At 63.3% G+C, this 16,227-nt stretch carries 15 protein-coding genes and 1 pseudogene; 9 read left to right on the top strand and 7 right to left on the bottom strand.

Features of this window, described 5'->3' with window-relative positions; genetic code table 11:
• The first annotated feature begins 116 nt into the window (after positions 1-116).
• Genes rfaE1 through AU465_RS30015 form a run of 3 tightly spaced genes read left to right on the top strand, consistent with a single transcriptional unit; the run spans position 117 to position 2,831 of the window.
• Positions 117-1,607, top strand: a complete 1,491-nt coding sequence (gene rfaE1, locus AU465_RS30025) for a D-glycero-beta-D-manno-heptose-7-phosphate kinase (RefSeq protein WP_192256141.1) — start codon at positions 117-119, stop codon at positions 1,605-1,607.
• A gap of 8 nt (positions 1,608-1,615) precedes the next feature.
• Positions 1,616-2,188 (top strand): D-sedoheptulose-7-phosphate isomerase, encoded by a 573-nt coding sequence (locus AU465_RS30020; RefSeq protein WP_192256139.1) that lies wholly within the window; start codon positions 1,616-1,618, stop codon positions 2,186-2,188.
• A complete protein-coding gene (locus AU465_RS30015; protein WP_192256137.1) occupies positions 2,181-2,831 on the top strand; it encodes an HAD-IIIA family hydrolase in 651 nt (216 codons plus the stop codon). Before AU465_RS30020 ends, AU465_RS30015 begins: the two co-directional genes overlap by 8 nt.
• On the opposite strand, the gene AU465_RS30010 is transcribed toward AU465_RS30015, so the two are convergent.
• Positions 2,828-3,310 (bottom strand): Lrp/AsnC family transcriptional regulator, encoded by a 483-nt coding sequence (locus AU465_RS30010; RefSeq protein WP_192256135.1) that lies wholly within the window; start codon positions 3,308-3,310, stop codon positions 2,828-2,830. The genes AU465_RS30015 and AU465_RS30010 overlap by 4 nt on opposite strands.
• Before the next feature lie 223 nt (positions 3,311-3,533).
• Between AU465_RS30010 and trxB the strand changes: the two genes are divergently transcribed.
• Entirely contained in the window at positions 3,534-4,508 is a 975-nt protein-coding gene (gene trxB, locus AU465_RS30005) for a thioredoxin-disulfide reductase (protein WP_192256133.1), read from the top strand.
• Positions 4,509-4,580: 72 nt separating this feature from the next.
• On the top strand, positions 4,581-5,477 hold the full coding sequence (locus tag AU465_RS30000) for a LysR family transcriptional regulator (RefSeq protein ID WP_192256131.1): 897 nt from the start codon (positions 4,581-4,583) through the stop codon (positions 5,475-5,477).
• 187 nt (positions 5,478-5,664) lie between these two features.
• Here AU465_RS30000 and AU465_RS29995 read toward each other — a convergent pair whose 3' ends face one another.
• The 3 genes and pseudogenes from AU465_RS29995 to AU465_RS37250 all read right to left on the bottom strand — a co-directional run bounded on the left by AU465_RS29995 (position 5,665) and on the right by AU465_RS37250 (position 10,643).
• The gene (locus AU465_RS29995) at positions 5,665-6,162 is read right to left on the bottom strand and encodes a methyltransferase family protein (protein WP_192256129.1); all 498 of its coding nucleotides are present in this window, start codon (positions 6,160-6,162) and stop codon (positions 5,665-5,667) included.
• Positions 6,163-6,830: 668 nt separating this feature from the next.
• The gene (locus AU465_RS29990; RefSeq protein WP_192256126.1) at positions 6,831-8,882 is read right to left on the bottom strand and encodes an elongation factor G; all 2,052 of its coding nucleotides are present in this window, start codon (positions 8,880-8,882) and stop codon (positions 6,831-6,833) included.
• Between the two features lie 221 nt (positions 8,883-9,103).
• Positions 9,104-10,643 (bottom strand): annotated as a pseudogene (locus AU465_RS37250) (putative bifunctional diguanylate cyclase/phosphodiesterase).
• A gap of 307 nt (positions 10,644-10,950) precedes the next feature.
• Here AU465_RS37250 and AU465_RS29980 point away from each other — a divergent pair.
• On the top strand, positions 10,951-11,346 hold the full coding sequence (locus AU465_RS29980; protein WP_192256124.1) for a (R)-mandelonitrile lyase: 396 nt from the start codon (positions 10,951-10,953) through the stop codon (positions 11,344-11,346).
• A gap of 60 nt (positions 11,347-11,406) precedes the next feature.
• Here AU465_RS29980 and AU465_RS29975 read toward each other — a convergent pair whose 3' ends face one another.
• Positions 11,407-12,609, bottom strand: coding sequence for a pyridoxal phosphate-dependent aminotransferase (locus AU465_RS29975; protein WP_192256122.1), 1,203 nt, complete (start codon positions 12,607-12,609; stop codon positions 11,407-11,409).
• A 205-nt stretch (positions 12,610-12,814) separates the two neighbouring features.
• Between AU465_RS29975 and AU465_RS29970 the strand changes: the two genes are divergently transcribed.
• The 3 genes from AU465_RS29970 to AU465_RS29960 all read left to right on the top strand — a co-directional run bounded on the left by AU465_RS29970 (position 12,815) and on the right by AU465_RS29960 (position 15,267).
• Complete coding sequence (locus AU465_RS29970; protein ID WP_192256120.1) at positions 12,815-13,714, top strand: EAL domain-containing protein; 900 nt, start codon at positions 12,815-12,817, stop codon at positions 13,712-13,714.
• Positions 13,711-14,571 carry an EAL domain-containing protein gene (locus AU465_RS29965; protein ID WP_192256118.1) on the top strand — a complete coding sequence of 287 codons (861 nt, stop codon included), beginning with the start codon at positions 13,711-13,713 and terminating at the stop codon, positions 14,569-14,571. The genes AU465_RS29970 and AU465_RS29965 overlap by 4 nt, the downstream gene beginning before the upstream one ends.
• A gap of 87 nt (positions 14,572-14,658) precedes the next feature.
• A complete protein-coding gene (locus AU465_RS29960) occupies positions 14,659-15,267 on the top strand; it encodes a glutathione S-transferase family protein (protein WP_192256116.1) in 609 nt (202 codons plus the stop codon).
• Positions 15,268-15,286: 19 nt separating this feature from the next.
• On the opposite strand, the gene AU465_RS29955 is transcribed toward AU465_RS29960, so the two are convergent.
• Entirely contained in the window at positions 15,287-15,487 is a 201-nt protein-coding gene (locus AU465_RS29955; protein ID WP_192256114.1) for a hypothetical protein, read from the bottom strand.
• Positions 15,488-15,726: 239 nt separating this feature from the next.
• Positions 15,727-15,939 carry a cold-shock protein gene (locus AU465_RS29950; protein WP_059186884.1) on the bottom strand — a complete coding sequence of 71 codons (213 nt, stop codon included), beginning with the start codon at positions 15,937-15,939 and terminating at the stop codon, positions 15,727-15,729.
• Positions 15,940-16,227: the final 288 nt, after the last annotated feature.

Raw genomic sequence — 16,227 nt, 5'->3', positions numbered from 1 at the left:
CCCGCCGTTGCGCTGGCCCCAATTGCGGTATATCGGCATCGCGAAGAATGAAGGGCGCCGGATTTCCGACGCCGCAACCCTGATCAAGACCAGCCTGTTCGGCGTGTGCCAGTGAGATGATCAAGCACCATTTGCCTTCCCCGGAGCCCTTGCATCGCACTATTGCCCGCTTCAGCGAGGTCACCGCGCTGGTGGTCGGCGACTTCATCCTCGACCGCTTCGTCAGCGGCGTCATCGAGCGGATCTCGCCGGAAGCGCCGATCCCGGTGCTGCACGGCCGGGGCGAGATGCTGGCCATGGGCGGCGCCGGCAACGTCGTTTCCAACATCGTCTCGCTGGGCGGCGCCGCGATCCCGGTGTCCGTGATCGGCGCCGACAAGGCCGGCGACAATCTCCTGCGCATGCTCGGCGATCTCGGTGCCGATACCGATGGCATGGTGCAGCGGCAAGGCCGCATGACCTCGTCGAAGAGCCGCTTCAGCGCGCTCAACCAGCAGGTGCTGCGGTTCGACGAGGAGGAGATCAAGCCGCTTGCCCGCAGCGAGCGGGCAGCGCTCGTCGAGCACTTCCAGGCAGCGCTTGCGCGCGCCGACATCGTCATCCTGTCCGACTATGGCAAGGGCATCCTGCTCGACGGCGTGGCGGCCGAACTGATTGCTATCTGCCGCGATGCCGGAAAGCCGGTGCTGGTCGACCCGAAGGGCCGCGATTATGCGCGCTATGCGGGGGCGACGGCGGTCACGCCCAATCGCAAGGAGCTTGGCGAGGCGGTTGGACGCGCCGTGTTCAGCGACGAGGAGATCGTCGCTGCGGCACGAGACCTGATCGCAGCGCATGATTTCGACTTCATCGTCGCCACGCGCAGCGAAAAGGGCATGAGCGTCGTCACTTCCGAGGATGCCCGTCACATTTCCACGCAGGCGCGCGAAGTGTTCGACGTCTCGGGCGCGGGCGACACGGTCATCGCGACCTTCGCGCTTTCGCTCGCCGCCGGTGCGGACCGCGTGCAGGCCGCTACAATCGCCAACGCCGCCGGCGGCGTCGTGGTGGGAAAACGCGGCACGGCGCGGCTGACCGTCGAGGAGCTCTCCGGCGCGCTGTTCCGCTCGCATGGACCGGTCGCCCACCAGGACGCCATTCTCGACGCCAATGCGGCGGCCAGGATGGTTGCGGCGTGGAAGGAGGAGGGGCTGACCGTCGGTTTCACCAATGGCTGCTTCGATATCCTGCATGCCGGCCATGTTAGCCTGCTCCATGCCGCGCGCAGCCAGTGCGACCGGCTGGTGCTGGGCCTGAACAGCGATGCCTCGGTGCGACGCTTGAAAGGGCCCGGACGCCCGGTCAACGACCAGCATGACCGCGCCTGCGTGCTCGCGGCCCTTGCCTCGGTCGATGCCGTCGTCGTCTTCGAGGAGGACACGCCGCTCAAGCTGATCGAGGCGCTCAAGCCCGACATCCTGGTCAAGGGCGCGGATTACACGATCGAGACCGTGGTCGGTGCCGACGTGGTCCAGAAGGCAGGCGGGCGCGTGGTGCTGGTCGACCTCGTCGCCGGCAAGAGCACGACCAGCACCATCGGCAAGCTGCGCGCCGGCGGCACGAATTGAGGGTTTCCATGTCCGACTTGAACGACTATCTGGTCCGCTCCGCGGCGGCGATCTCGGCGATGGTCGAGCGCGACCTCACCGGCGAGATGGAACGCGCGGTGAGCACGGTCGTGACGGCGCTTTCGCAGGGCAAGGCGCTGCTGATCTGCGGCAATGGCGGCTCGGCGAGCGATGCCATCCACATCGCCGGCGAACTGGTCGGCCGCTTCCTCAAGGAGCGCAAGGCCTACAATGTCATCGCGCTGCCGGCCAATGCGGCGGTGCTGACCGCCTGGGGCAACGACTACGGCTTCGACACCGTCTTCTCGCGCCAGGTCGAGGCGCATGGATCGGAGGGTGCGGTGCTGCTCGCCATCTCCACCAGCGGCAATTCGCCGAGCATCCTTGCCGCCGCCGAGCAGGCGCGGGAAATGGGCATGACGGTGATCAGCCTGACCGGCGACACCGGCGGCAAGTTGAAGCCGCTGACCAACATCCTGCTCAACGTGCCCTCGACCTCGACGCCGATCATCCAGCAAGGGCACCTCTGCCTCTACCACCATCTGTGCGAGGCGGTGGAAGCGCGTCTCAGCGATGGCTGACCGCGAGGGAGATTTTCCGCTCGCCGAGCCCGGCCTGTGGGTCGAGCGGATTGGGTCCAGAGCCTTTCCGGCCGGTCTGCCGGCGCTCTTCCTCGACCGCGACGGCACCATCAATGTCGACACCGGCTACCCGAGCAACCCTATAGACATCGTGCTGCGGCCGGAGATGCTGCCGGTCATCCGAACCGCCAATCTTGTCGGGCTTCCGGCAGTCATTGTCTCGAACCAGTCGGGCATCGCACGCGGCTATTTCGGCTGGTCGGAATTCGCGGCAGTCAATGGCCGACTCCTGGAGCTTCTCGAAGCGGAAGAATGCAAGATCGATCTAGTGCTAGCCTGTGCCTATCATTCAAGCGGCACGGGTGTTCTAGCGGTAGGCGATCATCCGATGCGCAAGCCCAATCCGGGAATGCTCTTGCGCGCCTGCGATCTTTTGAACTTGGACACGGGTCGCTCGATCATCGTTGGCGACAAGGCCGACGACATGGAGGCGGGGCGGCGGGGCGGGCTGGTGGAAGGCTGGCAAGTCGGAAGCCGGGTCAACCGAAAACTTGGCGACGGCGCCTTCATCGCGCGCAAGCTGACAACAGGCAACGACCATCGGAGGCTTTGCGATTTTATCGCCGGGCTTGGCAGGGGTTAGGACTTCCCCTCGAATGCCACCAACCCCTCGTCCTTGACGCGGCGGATGGTCAGCGCGGTGCGCACGGTGTCGACGTTGGGGGCAGAGGCGAGCTCCTCGATGACGAAGGTCTGGAAGGTGCCGAGATCGCTCGCCACGCAGTGCAGCAGGAAATCGGACTCGCCCGACACCATCCAGGCGTCGCGCACGATCGGCCAGCCGCGCGTGCGCTCGGCGAAGGATTTTAGCTCGGCATCGGCCTGGTGATGCAGGCCGATCAGGCAGAAGGCAACGACATCCATGCCGAGCGCCGGCGCGTTGAGGAGCGCGCGATAGCCGCGGATGATGCCGGCCTCTTCCAGCCGCCGGACGCGGCGCAGGCAAGGCGGCGCCGAGATGCCGACGCGGTTGGACAGCTCAACATTGGTCATGCGGCCGTCGTTCTGCAATTCGCGCAGGATCTTCCAGTCGATGGCGTCGAGATCGGCTTTGAGCGGCATGAATGGCTTTCGCGCAAGAATCTTTCGCGATTTTGTAATTTGGTTTCGTGCGGGAGGCCATCCCCTTTGCGATGATTTTTCTGCTTCAAGGTGAGGATATGGTCCTGTATGCCGTGCCTCGAAGCTTTCCGGGGACGAAGGCCAAGCTGCCTTGCTGGCTTGCCGGGCAACACTTACATTACCGGCGACAAACCACGGCCTCGTGCCGCAGGGGACTTTTTTCATGAACACCAAACACGCGCCCGTTCTCATCATCGGCTCCGGTCCGGCCGGCTACACGGCGGCGATCTACGCCGCCCGCGCCATGCTGAAGCCGATGCTCGTCGCCGGACTGCAGCAGGGCGGCCAGTTGATGATCACCACCGATGTCGAAAACTATCCGGGCTTCGCCGATCCGATCCAGGGCCCCTGGTTGATGGAGCAAATGCTCAAACAGGCCGAGCATGTAGGCACCGAGATCGTCAACGACATCATCACCGAGGTCGACCTCAATGTGCGGCCATTCCGCGCCACCGGCGATTCCGGCACTGTCTATACGGCAGATGCGCTGATCATCGCGACCGGCGCGCAGGCCAAGTGGCTGGGCATCCCATCGGAACAGACCTTCATGGGCTTCGGCGTGTCGGCCTGCGCCACCTGCGACGGCTTCTTCTACCGCGGCAAGGATGTCGCGGTGGTCGGAGGCGGCAATTCGGCGGTCGAGGAGGCGCTCTACCTTGCCAATCTTGCAAAGAGTGTCACCGTCATTCACCGGCGCGCCGATTTCCGCGCCGAGCGCATCCTGCGCGAGCGGCTGTTCAAGAAGGACAATGTCCGCGTCATCTGGGACACTGTCGTCGACGAGATCACCGGGCAGCCGGGCAAGGCGCCGCTGCCGCCTTCGGTCGACGGGCTGAAGTTGCGCAACGTGGTGACAGGAGAAGTGTCGCGGCTGAAGGTCGATGGTGTCTTCGTCGCGATCGGCCACGCGCCGGCGGTCGAGCTCTTCGTCGGCAAGCTCAAACAGAAGCCGAACGGCTATCTGTGGACGGCGCCCGATTCTAGCCGCACCGACGTTCCCGGCGTGTTTGCCGCCGGCGATGTCACCGACGACGTCTACCGGCAGGCGGTGACGGCGGCGGGACTGGGTTGCATGGCCGCGCTCGAGGCGGAGAAATATCTGGCGGGGATCGAAGTTCAGCGCGAAGCGGCGGAATAAGCTATCGGCTGCGAGAAGCCGTTTAAAAGCCTGATTTTTCATTCAGACGCCAAAGACAACACGAGGGGAATCATGGCGCTGGACTGGGACAAGCTACGCGTGTTTCACGCTGCGGCGGAGGCTGGGTCGTTCACCCATGCCGCCGAGACATTGCATCTGTCGCAATCGGCGATTTCGCGGCAGGTCAGCGCGCTGGAGCATGATGTCGGCGTGGCGCTGTTTCATCGCCACGCGCGCGGCCTCGTGCTGACCGAGCAGGGCGAGATGCTGTTCCGCACGGCGCATGACGTGCTGATGAAGCTGGAGACGATCAAGTCGCGGCTGACCGAGACCAAGGATCGCCCATCCGGCGTGCTGAGGGTGACGACCACGGTAGGGTTGGGCGCCGGCTGGCTGACCGAGCGCGTGCAGGAATTCATCGAGCTCTATCCCGAGATCAGCCTGCAGCTCATCCTTGCCAATGAGGAGCTCGACCTCACCATGCGCCAGGCCGACTGCGCCATCCGCCTCAGGCAGCCGCAGCAGCCGGATCTCATCCAGCGCCGGCTGTTCACCGTGCACTTCCATCTCTACGCGGCGCCTTCCTATGTAGCGAAATTCGGCAAGCCTGCCTCGATCGCCGAGCTCAGGAACCACCGGATCGTCACTTTCGGCGTGCCGGTGCCCTCGCATCTGTCGGAACTGAACTGGCTGGAAACGGTCGGCGATTTCGAAGGCGGGCAACGAGTGCCGACGCTGCAGATCAACGACATCCTGTCGATCAAGCGCGCGGTCCAGGGCGGCGCCGGCATCGCCATGCTGCCCGACTACGTCATCAACAAGGACTCGAACCTGGTTCAGTTGCTGCCTGAGACCGAGGTGCCGTCCTTCGACACCTATTTCGCCTATCCCGACGCAATGAAGAACCAGGCGAAGCTACATGTGTTCCGCGACTTTATCATCGCCAAGGCCCGTAGCTGGTCCTACTAGGCGAACGGCGGGTTCCTGCGCTTCCGGCCTTCGCCGGCCGAAGCACTCATGTATCGCCGTGCAGTTAAGGCTACGGCCGGCGTAGGCCGGTACTCACGTAGTTGAAGTCGCTCCGTTCCGGTTCTCGGAACCTACCGTTCTCGACTCAGCCTGACCTGAATATTGGCGCTCCCTGAGGAAGGGCGGGTCACCCGCGCCACGGTGTGATGCGCGGCAGCCAGCCAGGAACGGCGCGGCGATAGGTTTCGTATTCGGCGCCATAGCGGCGGGCGAGCGTCGGCTCTTCGTAGAATTTGACGAAGGAGATCATCGCCGACGCGGCGATCAGGCCGTAGACGAGCGTCGCCCAGCTCGAAAAGATGAGCACCTGGCCGAGGATGATCGACAGCACCGCCACATACATGGGGTTGCGCACATGGCGATAGACACCGCCGACAACGAGTTTCTCGGTCGGTGCGACAGGGGCCGGCGTGCCCAGGCCCTCAAGCGCGAAGCGCGCGAAGGAATGAAGCAGGACCGCCGCGGCGCCGACGACGAGGATCCAGCCAGCCGGCACAAAACCCGGCACGGTGGACTGCGGCATGCGATAGCGGTCGCTCAGCAACCAGGGGAGCAGCCCGGCGACGACGCCGGGGGCGGCAACAAAGAACACGGCGCTGCCGGCAATTGCCGAAAAAGTTCGCATCAGGCTCTCCTGCCGCAAAAATAAACGCGACCTGCCCGAGTTCGCATCATTTTGAATTTAGCGTATTTCGCGGCCGGAATCTGACCCGATTTGCATATCAGCGATCGCTTTCAGTCCGGAACGGCTCCGGATTCGGCGATTTTTTCTGGTCCTATCGGTACTCGGAAAGGGTTAGACCACAGCCTGCGTCTTTTTGCATGCGTGTGTTGCAAAATAGATGCTTGTTTCTTGGGCATGATGAGCACATATATAGTTCATCTCCAGGGCGCGTTCTCCTCCCATTAGCGCCCTCGAGTGTTCCCCTCTGGAGGTTAGCCCTAATCGGCACTTCCAATCAAACTCAGCCGGATCTTTATTGATCCGGCTTTTTTGTTGCGCTGGGGTCACGCCGGTAGCGGAAATGCGTGCACGGGAGCCACGTAACAGTGACATGTAACATCGGGTAACATGTCGCAGACGCACTCTATCGATTAAGTAAATCATAGGACGCGGTTGGTCGGTTCGGGAGATGGGGGCATCACCCGGACAGGCCGGGCTCAGGCAGCTACCGCGTCCGAACCATTTCCTGATGCGGCGGACCTGCCGTTGCCTTCCAGGAAGACGGTCCGCAATAAGAAACGGCGTCCGGATGATCCGGGCGCCGTTTTCGCATCTTCAGCCAAAATCGGTCAGGCAGCCTTGCCGTTGGCGTTCATCGCCTCGTCGGCCAGGCGGCCGGTCAGTTCGGCCATATGGTCGAAAGCGGCCTTGTAGCTGGCGACGCCTGCCGTCGCCGACCGCAACTCGATGATCAGGTCGCCGATCTCGGCCTGGGGCATGGTCGCCTCGACCACGTCCCAGCCCGGCCAGTCGGGCCGCGCGTCATAGCCGAGGATCTGGCCGCGCCGCTGCGGGATCAGAGCGATGATCTTCGAGGTTGCATCCGAGGGCGTGACGATCTCGACCTTCATGATCGGCTCCAGCAGGACCGGCGAACAGGCCGCCATGCCTTCCTTCATCGCCAGCTTCGCCGCCATCTGGAAGGCCATGTCGGAAGAGTCGACCGCATGGTAGGAGCCGTCCGACAGGTTGACGGCGACATCGACAACCGGGAAGCCGAGCGGGCCGTTCTTCAGATAGTCGCGAATGCCCGTCTCCACCGACTGGATGTAGGTCTTGGGCACGACGCCGCCGGTGATGGAGTCGGTGAACTGGAAGCCCGAGCCGCGCGGCAGCGGCTTGATCTCGATCACCACGTCGCCGAACTGGCCATGGCCGCCGGACTGCTTCTTGTGGCGGCCGCGCTGCTGTGCGGATTTGCGGATCGTCTCGCGATAGGGCACCGCCGGCGAGTGGCCTTCGATCGGGATCTGGTTCTTGCCTTCCAGGCGTTCGCGCACCACGCGCAGGTGCATTTCGCCATGCCCCGACAGCACGGTCTCCGCGGAGTCCTGGTTGTGGTGCAGGCTGAGCGAGGGGTCTTCCTCGGCAAGCCTCTGGATCGCCGCCGACATCTTGACCTCGTCCTTGCGTTCCTTGGGGCGAAGCGCGAAGGCGAATACCGGCTGTGGCGGCTCCAGTGCGAGCAGCGGGCTGATGCCGCCCTTTGCGGAACTCAGCGTCTGGCCGGTCCTGACATTGTCGAGCTTGCCGAGCGCGATGGTGTCGCCGGCTTTGGCCGATGACAGCTTCAATTGGTCCTTGCCAAGCATCTTGTAGATGCCGGAGACCTTCGTCGTGTCGCCGCTGGAGAGGAAGAGCTCGGCCGCATCGGCCAACTGCCCGGAAAGCACGCGTGACACCGACAGCTTGCCGCCATGCGCGGTGTGGATGGTCTTCATCACCTGCACGACCGTCTGGTTGCCGTCTGGCGCGCCAAGGCGCTTGCGGGTCGCCTCGACGTCCGGCGCATCGTGGCGGATCGTCTTCAACAGGCGCAGCACGCCATTGCCTTTCTCGGCGGTGCCGATCAGCACCGGCGTCACTGTGCCGGCGCGGAGGTCGGCGGCAAGATCGTCGAAGACCGCATCCTTCGGCGGCTCGATCTCATCGAGCAACTGCTCCATCAGCTGGTCGTCATGGTCGGCCAGCGTCTCCAGCATCGAGAAGCGGGCCTCGAGCTCGCGCGCCCTGTCGTCGTCCGGAATCTCGGCGACCTGGCTTTCGGCATATTCGCGGTAGACATAGGCGCGCTCGAGCGCCAGATCGATCGAGCCGATGACGACGCCGTCCTTGCGCAGCGGAATCTGGCGCAGCAGCAGCGGCACGGAGCTTGCCGGCTGCAGCATCTTGAGCGTCTCGCGCACGCCGGCGATGGCCTTGTCCACTTTATTAAGGAACAGGATGCGCGGCACGCCGAGATCGTCGAGCTTGCGCATGATGAGCTGGAGCGCCGGGATCTTCTTTTCGTCCGCTTCGGCGACGACAACTGCGACATCGCAGGCTGCAAGCACCGGCTCAGCCTCGAAGGCGAATTCGATGGAGCCGGGGCAGTCGACGAAGGTGAACTGCTCGCCCATGAACTCCGTGGTGGCGAAAGTCGCCTCGACGCTCATGGCGTGGGCACGGGCTTCTGGCGAATGATCAGAAACAGTGTTGCCCGATGAGACGGGATTCTGGCGGGGGATGGCGCCCGTGCGGGCCAGGATTGCTTCGAGAAGTGTCGTCTTACCGCTTGCGAAGGGACCGACTATGGCAATGCATTTCGGTCCCGTGCGTCGTCCTCCGGCGCGAGTACCCATGGCTGACCTCCACTCAGGCGTTTCCCAAGAGAGCGATCAGCAAAAGTGGAAACCGGTTTTGCGTCCGATCGCACTCTGTGAAGAGCGGCGGCCGGCCTGTTCGGCCGTCGCGGACGGGGCTGTTGCTCACCACCTGCCCAAGGCCATCGTCACACGGGTTCGCGGAGAGGGCAAGAGAAATAGGAAGTGCGCCGGCTTTGGTCTGTCAGGCGCCCAGTTTGTCAGGCGCTGAGCGCCAGTGGCTTGCTATCGGCAGCGCAGAGCACGCTCGCCTTGTCGCGCGGCGCCGGCTTGCCGAAGAAATAGCCCTGGAAGCGGCTGCAGCCGGCGGTGCGGGCAAAGGTGAACTCCTCCGACGTTTCGACGCCTTCGGCGACGATGGTGATGTCCTGGATGCGCGCGATCTGGGCGAGCGCGGAAACGAAGATCTGCGCCACCTGATCGTGGGCGAGGCTGCGGATGTAGGATCGGTCGATTTTGACGCTGTCGATGGGCAAGGTCTTCAGATAGTTGAAGCCGCAGTGACCCGTGCCGAAGTCGTCAAGCGCGATATGGAAGCCGAGCCCGCGCAAGGCTTCCAGGCGCCTGAGGATTTCCGGCGTCGCGGCGGTCGCAACCGTCTCGGTGATCTCGATGATGAACGAGGATGCCGACCGGCCGGTCTCGCGCAGAATGCGCTCGCACATCGTCACGATCTCGTCGTTGCTTCAGCTGCTCGCCCGAGACGTTGATCGAGATGCGCCGCCCTGGAAAGTGACCGATATCGGCGCAGGCGCGCTTGAAGACCCACTCGCCGATCATGTCGATGAGGGCAGAACGCTCGGCAATCGGGATGAATTCGGCCGGCGAGATCAGCCCGCGGACGGGATGGCGCCAGCGGATCAAGCCTTCGAGCGCGTCGATGGAGCCCTCGGCGCCGACGATCGGCTGGTAGTGGAGCTCCAGCTCGCCAAGATAGACGGCGGCGCGCAACTCGCGCTCCACGAGGCGGCGGTATCGCTTGTCCGACAGCATCTCCTCGTCGAAGACGGTGACACGACCCCGGCCTGCCGCCTTGCTTTCGTAGAGCGCGAGATCGGCAAGCAACATCAGCTCGGTGGGGTTGGAGGCGTGCAGCGGCGCAAGCGCAACCCCCAGCGAGATCGACAGCGGAATGATCTTGCCTTCATGCCGCTTTCCGGCCCGCATCGCGTCGAGCAGCCGGCGCACATCCTTGTCGAGCGCGGCCGCGTCGCCATGCGGGATAATGACGCCGAACTCGTCGCCGCCCAGCCGTCCGACAATGCTATCGGCAAAGATGCGCTCCGCCTCCTTGACCAGATAGGCGAGGGCAAGGTCGCCGAACTGGTGGCCGAAAGTGTCGTTGAGCTGCTTGAAATGGTCGAGGTCGATCAGCACAAGGCTCGCCTGCCGCCCGTTGCGCAAGGCGCCTAGCCTGTCGTTCAGCGCCTCGAGGAAATAGCGTCGGGTCATGGCGCCGGTCATGGCGTCGATGCTGAGAAAGCGGTGCTTCTCGGCTTCAGCGTCCGCCGCCGACTGCAGGCGCTGGACGATGCTCGAGCGCATATACATCAGCTACATCAGCACCAGGAGCGCCAGGCTGGTCGATGTCGCGGCCATCGTAAGAGCGGTGGCGCGGGAGGCATTTTCGGTCAGGCCAAAGACGGCAGTAGCGGTGGCGGCGATGCTCGCCACAAGCAGCGCCTGAATGCCGCGGTAAATCCTGCCGCTATGACCCTCGATTGTCGCTGAGATGCTCATGTCCGTGCCCCACAGCACGGCCATGGCTAGAGCCCAGCCGTTAAAAAGACATTGAGCATGGCCGCTGCCTTGCCCGGTTCCCAGGCGCGCGGCCCGGCGCCTCATTTTATGGTTAAAAAGCAACAATTTATGACAGTATTTTAAATGGCTAATAAAATGAGTTGAAGCAGCGCCGAAGCATGTTTCGGTGCCGTCGAGGTCGACAATCGGAAAGGCCGGTTGCACTGGCCCCGTGCCGGGGTGAAACTAGACTGCGAGATGCCGCGCTAGCGATTTGCCGGTTCGTCAACGATTGAGGATTTCTACGATGAAGATCATTGCGTGCGGTAGCGTGCCGACGGTCATCGCGCCTGAAAAGTATTTCACCGGCAAGGTGCTGCAGACGCCGATCATCGAGAAGGAGGCGCCGGCGCGGCTGAGGGCGACGCTGGTCAGCTTCGAACCGGGCGCCCGCACCCATTGGCACTCGCACCCGCTCGGCCAGACGCTCTATGTCACCTCGGGCGCCGGGCTTGCGCAGACATGGGGCGGGCCGATCGAGGCGATCAGGGCGGGCGACGTCGTCTCCTTCGCGCCGGGCGAGAAGCACTGGCACGGCGCTGGACCGAAAACCACCATGACGCATGTTGCCATGCAGGAAGCGCTGGACGGCGTCCACGCCGAGTGGCTGGAGGCGGTCTCCGACGAGCAATATGGCGGCTGAGAAGTCCAAAAAAACCCGGCGCGAAGCCGGGTTTTTCTCATCGGCCGGCCGCGTTGCCGGTCAGGTCAGCGATGCGGTGAAGCGCTGGATGCGGGTGCAGGCTTCTTCCAGCAGCGCCTCTGAGGTGGCGTAAGAGATGCGGAAGTTCGGGCCGAGGCCGAAGGCCGAGCCGAACACCACCGCGACGCCTTCGACGTCGAGCAGTTCCGAGCAGAAGGCCTCGTCGCTGTCGATGACTTTGCCGCTCTTCGTTTTCTTTCCGATCAGCTCAGCGCAAGACGGATAGACATAGAAGGCGCCTTCCGGCGACGGGCAAGTGATGCCGCGCGCCTGGTTGAGCATCGAGACGACAAGATCGCGCCGGCCCTGGAAGATCGCCTTGTTCTTCGCGATGAAGTCCTGCGGGCCATTGAGCGCCTCGACGGAAGCCCATTGCGCGATGGTGCAGGCGCCCGAAGTCTGCTGGCCCTGGATCATGTCCATCGCCTTGATCAGCGGCACCGGGCCGGCGGCGTAGCCGATGCGCCAGCCGGTCATGGCATAGGCTTTCGACACGCCGTTCATGGTCAGCGTGCGCTCGTAGAGGCTCGGCTCGACCTCGGCGATGGTCTTGAAGACGAAGTCGCCATAGGTCAGGTGCTCGTACATGTCGTCGGTCAATGTCCAGACATGCGGGTGCTTGAGCAGCACGTCGGCCAGAGCGCGAAGCTCGGCTTCGGTGTAGGCGGCGCCGGACGGGTTGGACGGCGAGTTCATCAGCAGCCATTTCGTCTTCGGCGTGATCGCCCTTTCCAGCACCTCGGCCGTCAGCTTGAAGCCGTTGTCGATCGAGGTATCGGCAAAAACCGACGTGCCGCCGCAGATCGCCACCATCTCCGGGTAGCTCACCCAATAGGGGCGGGGGATGATGACCTCGTCGCCGGGGTTCAGCGTCGCCATGAAGGCGTTGAACAGGATCTGCTTGCCGCCGGTGCCGACGATGGTCTGCTCCGGCCGGTAATCGAGATTGTTCTCGCGCTTGAACTTTTTCGCGATCGCCTCGCGCAGCGGCGCGATGCCGGAAACCGGCGGATACTTGGTCTCGCCGCGGCGGATCGCGTCGATCGCCGCGTTCTTGATGTTGTCGGGCGTGTCGAAATCAGGTTCGCCGGCGCCGAGGCCGATGACGTCACGGCCGGCATTTTTCAGCTCGCGCGCTTTCTGCGTCACCGCGATGGTCGCGGAAGGCTTCACGCGGGAAAGGGCGTCGGCAAGAAAGGCCATGACAGAGCGTCTCCAAGAGAATGGCGCGGCCAGGAGCGGCCGCGGCGCCTCTCATGTCGCATGATCGGCCCAAGCGCAAGCATTGTCGGATGATCCAGCGGTCAAGGTGGTGTGACCGGCAACTATAAATTCATCAACGACCGGTAAACCCTTGGCTGGCAGGATGGCTGATTGAATTCCGCTGATTTCGCGGAGCGAGGGACCTTTGTCGCGCAGCATCGGGCTTGCCCATATCATCCGTCATGATGACGGCACCTCGAGCGGTGTCTGGGGCATCTACACGCTGCAGAGCGCCTTCCAGCCGATCTTCGCCTTCAATGAAGGCAAGCTTTCGCTCGTCGCCTTCGAGGGCCTGATCCGGCCGTTCCGCGATGGTGAGCCGCAGTCGCCGATGAGTTTCTTCGGCACCTGCCCGGCGGGCGACCGGCTGCATATCGAGGCGCTGACCAGGACGCTGCATCTGCTCAACGCCGGTGCCTGCCTGCCGGAAGAGGCATCCATCTTCATCAATTTCGATCCGTCTGTGTTCACTGATCGCGCCATTGTCGACAAGGCGCTGCGCGACATGCGCCTGGTGCTGCACGAGGCCGGCATCGATCCGCGCCGCATCGTCTGCGAGGTGACCGAGCAGAAATCGGCTTCGCAGGAGACGCTCTACAGCTTTGTCGAAGCGCTGAGGGGCAACGGCTTCCGCATCGCCGTGGACGATTACGGCGCCGACGAGTCCGACATCAACCGCATCAAGGAGCTCAAGCCCGACATCGTCAAGTTCGATGCCCACTGGATCACGCAGCTGATGGAGTCCGGGGCCGGATTCGCGCTGCTTACCGCGATGGTGAAGAGTTTCGAAAGCCAGGGCATCCGCACGGTCTTCGAAGGCATCGAGGAAGGCTGGCAGCTCGAGCTCGCCGAGAAATCCGGGGCCTCCATGGTGCAAGGCTATGTGCTCGCCCGGCCGGAACTGGCGCCGACCAGTTTTCGCGTCTTCGGCAAGACTACGCGGGTGTCCGAAGCTGAAGAGAGCAAGACTTCGGTCGCAACCAATTCCGCTCCCGTGCCGCCGTCGCGACCGCCGAGGGTGTTCGGGCGCAAGGGGAGGCCATGACCGCGGGGCCCGAGAGGCGGCGCAATGCCGCCGAGGCAATCTTCGCCGACGAGATCGGCCTCCAGTTCGGCGTCTATGGCGAGTTCCGGCTGTGGAGCGCCTACCAGCCGATCTTCGCGCCGCAGGGCAGGACGCTGAAAGCTGTCGCCGTCGAAGCCCTGATCGAGCCGCGCCGCGCGGCGAGGCCCGTGGCGCCGCCGGTGTTCTTCGACGGTGTGCCGGCATCGGATCGCCTGTTCGTCGAGACGATGTGCCGGATGCTGCATCTCGGCAACTACCGCAACATCGGCGTCGATGGGCTTACCCTGTTCTTCAACTACAACCCGATGATCAACGATCACCTCGGGCGGGCGCTGGCCGAGATCCGCCTCATGACCAGGCATCTCGGCGATTTCGGCCTCGAGCCGACCAGGCTGGTCTGCGAGATCACCGAACAGGCGGCCGACGAGCATCGGCTCGCCGGCATCGTGCGCGAGATGAGGCGTGACGGCATCCGCATCGCCATCGACGATTTCGGCACTGGACATTCGACCGAAACGCGCATGAGCCTGCTTTTGCCGGACATCGTCAAGATCGACGGCGGCTGGTTCGCCGAGTTCTGCCGCCATGCCGCTGCCGAGCGGTTCTTCCGGCCGCTGGTCTCGATGCTGCACGACCGCGGCGCCAAGGTGCTGGTCGAAGGCATCGAGCAGGCCACGCATCTGCGCGTCGCGCTCGACGGCGGCGTCGACCTTCTGCAAGGGTTCCACCTCGCCCGCCCGGCGCTCGCCGGCACGATCTTCAACGAAGAGCCGCTTTCGATCGATGCGCTGCTCGCCACGGACAACAAGGTCGTGCAATTGCATCAGCGCCGCTGATGTTTTGACCCAAAAACAAATCACTGGATGAGACTCGCGCAAGCGGGTTAGAGGCTTCTCGATCGCTCGATGCTCGAGGAGAGGGCCATGATACTTTATGACATGATCGACAGCGGCAATTGCTACAAGCCGCGTCTGTTGATGGCAAAGCTCGGCATTCCCTTCAGCCGTGTCGAGGTCAGCTCACATACCGGCGAGACGCGCAAGGCCGACTATGTCGCCAAGAACCCAAACGCGATGGTGCCGCTGCTCGAGCTCGACGACGGCCGGCGCATCGCCGAATCCAACGCCATCCTGCTCTATCTCGCCGAAGGCACGCGTTTCCTGCCTGCCGACAGATACGAGCGCGGGCTGGCCTATCAATGGCTGTTCTTCGAGCAGTACAGCCACGAGCCCTATATCGCGGTGCGCAAGGCGCTGCGCACATTTCCGGAAAGGGCGAAGGATGCGACGCCTGAACGGCTCGCCCTGACGCTGGAGCGCGGCAACAAGGCGCTCGACGTGATGAACAAGCATCTGGAGCAGAACGCCTTTTTCGCAGGCAGCACTTATAGCGTCGCCGACATCGCGCTCTATGCTTATACCCATACCGCCGAGAAGGGCGGCTTCCAGCTTGACGCCTATCCGGCCGTGGTGGAGTGGCTGAATCGCGTCGAGGCGGATAAGGGGCATGTGCCGATCGAGTGGCAGGCCTGAGCAGGTCTCGCGGCTGAAACTAAAGAGGTCGAAGCTTTCCGGCCCGAATTTCAGCCAACGCCTGCTCGGCAAGCTTATCCAGCCGACCGGCCTTGGCGTCGGCTTCGATCTGCTTATCCCATAAGTCAGCTTGAAGCGCCTCGAACCAGGCAGCAAACGCCTTGAATTCCCCTGGATCAAGATCGGTGACGAGTGCTTGGATTTGCTCGAGCTTGGTCATGTGGCGACTCTAACATGCGCGGGAGAGCGCTGCCAAAGACAGACAACAAAAAAGGCGGGACAATGCCCGCCTTCCTATGCCGGTAGCCTGATCGGGAACGTCGGAGCCGGGCCGGCAGCAATCTGCTGCTTCGGCTTGTCGGATCCTTCCGCTCCGGCGCGCTTATCGCGCGACCGTCAGTACATCCGTGACTTGCCGTGCGCCCCGAACCTTCGTCCGGCGCGCGCCATTCGCAAAAATCAGGCTGCCTTGCTCAGAGATCCAGCAGCGGACTTGCCGGTGCGGCGGTCCTGCTCGATCTCGAAGTTGATTTTCTGGCCTTCAACGAGGGTGGTCATGCCAGCGCGCTCGACGGCGGAGATGTGGACGAAAACGTCCGCGCCGCCACTGTCGGGCTGGATGAAGCCGAAGCCCTTGGTGGCGTTGAACCACTTGACCGTACCAGTTGCCATTTAGAATATCCTTCACATTTGCTTCGTTTGACCGGACCAAAGCCCGGCCGGCGGTATCGAAATTTTGGAGACGTCAGCAAACGCGAAGATCGCGAGGCCCGATCGATCGGCCAAATTCAATGCGTCGGATATAGTATGGTTCGCGGACGAAAACAAGATGGCGTTACCGGCATGTGCCGCGATAGCGTGCAACGGCCCCAATCCGCGTGGAAGTTTTGCGGCCAGGCGTGCGTTCTAGGTGACCTTGCCCCTTTGATCTAATCCGGTTTGAAGTTCGTTCTGGCCCAT

This window comes from Mesorhizobium silamurunense, assembly GCF_014843905.1.
Taxonomy (GTDB): Bacteria; Pseudomonadota; Alphaproteobacteria; order Rhizobiales; family Rhizobiaceae; genus Mesorhizobium; species Mesorhizobium silamurunense.
Note: the sequence above shows the minus strand (reverse complement) of the source record. Positions and strands in the feature narration are given on the sequence as shown.

Excerpts from the sequence above, each read along its gene's own strand:
- rfaE1 (WP_192256141.1), top strand. The coding sequence starts at position 117 with ATGATCAAGCACCATTTGCCTTCCCCGGAGCCCTTGCATCGCACTATT.
- AU465_RS30020 (WP_192256139.1), top strand. The coding sequence starts at position 1,616 with ATGTCCGACTTGAACGACTATCTGGTCCGCTCCGCGGCGGCGATCTCG.
- AU465_RS30015 (WP_192256137.1), top strand. The coding sequence starts at position 2,181 with ATGGCTGACCGCGAGGGAGATTTTCCGCTCGCCGAGCCCGGCCTGTGG.
- AU465_RS30010 (WP_192256135.1), bottom strand. The coding sequence starts at position 3,310 with ATGCCGCTCAAAGCCGATCTCGACGCCATCGACTGGAAGATCCTGCGC.
- trxB (WP_192256133.1), top strand. The coding sequence starts at position 3,534 with ATGAACACCAAACACGCGCCCGTTCTCATCATCGGCTCCGGTCCGGCC.
- AU465_RS30000 (WP_192256131.1), top strand. The coding sequence starts at position 4,581 with ATGGCGCTGGACTGGGACAAGCTACGCGTGTTTCACGCTGCGGCGGAG.
- AU465_RS29995 (WP_192256129.1), bottom strand. The coding sequence starts at position 6,162 with ATGCGAACTTTTTCGGCAATTGCCGGCAGCGCCGTGTTCTTTGTTGCC.
- AU465_RS29990 (WP_192256126.1), bottom strand. The coding sequence starts at position 8,882 with ATGGGTACTCGCGCCGGAGGACGACGCACGGGACCGAAATGCATTGCC.
- AU465_RS29980 (WP_192256124.1), top strand. The coding sequence starts at position 10,951 with ATGAAGATCATTGCGTGCGGTAGCGTGCCGACGGTCATCGCGCCTGAA.
- AU465_RS29975 (WP_192256122.1), bottom strand. The coding sequence starts at position 12,609 with ATGGCCTTTCTTGCCGACGCCCTTTCCCGCGTGAAGCCTTCCGCGACC.
- AU465_RS29965 (WP_192256118.1), top strand. The coding sequence starts at position 13,711 with ATGACCGCGGGGCCCGAGAGGCGGCGCAATGCCGCCGAGGCAATCTTC.
- AU465_RS29960 (WP_192256116.1), top strand. The coding sequence starts at position 14,659 with ATGATACTTTATGACATGATCGACAGCGGCAATTGCTACAAGCCGCGT.
- AU465_RS29955 (WP_192256114.1), bottom strand. The coding sequence starts at position 15,487 with ATGACCAAGCTCGAGCAAATCCAAGCACTCGTCACCGATCTTGATCCA.
- AU465_RS29950 (WP_059186884.1), bottom strand. The coding sequence starts at position 15,939 with ATGGCAACTGGTACGGTCAAGTGGTTCAACGCCACCAAGGGCTTCGGC.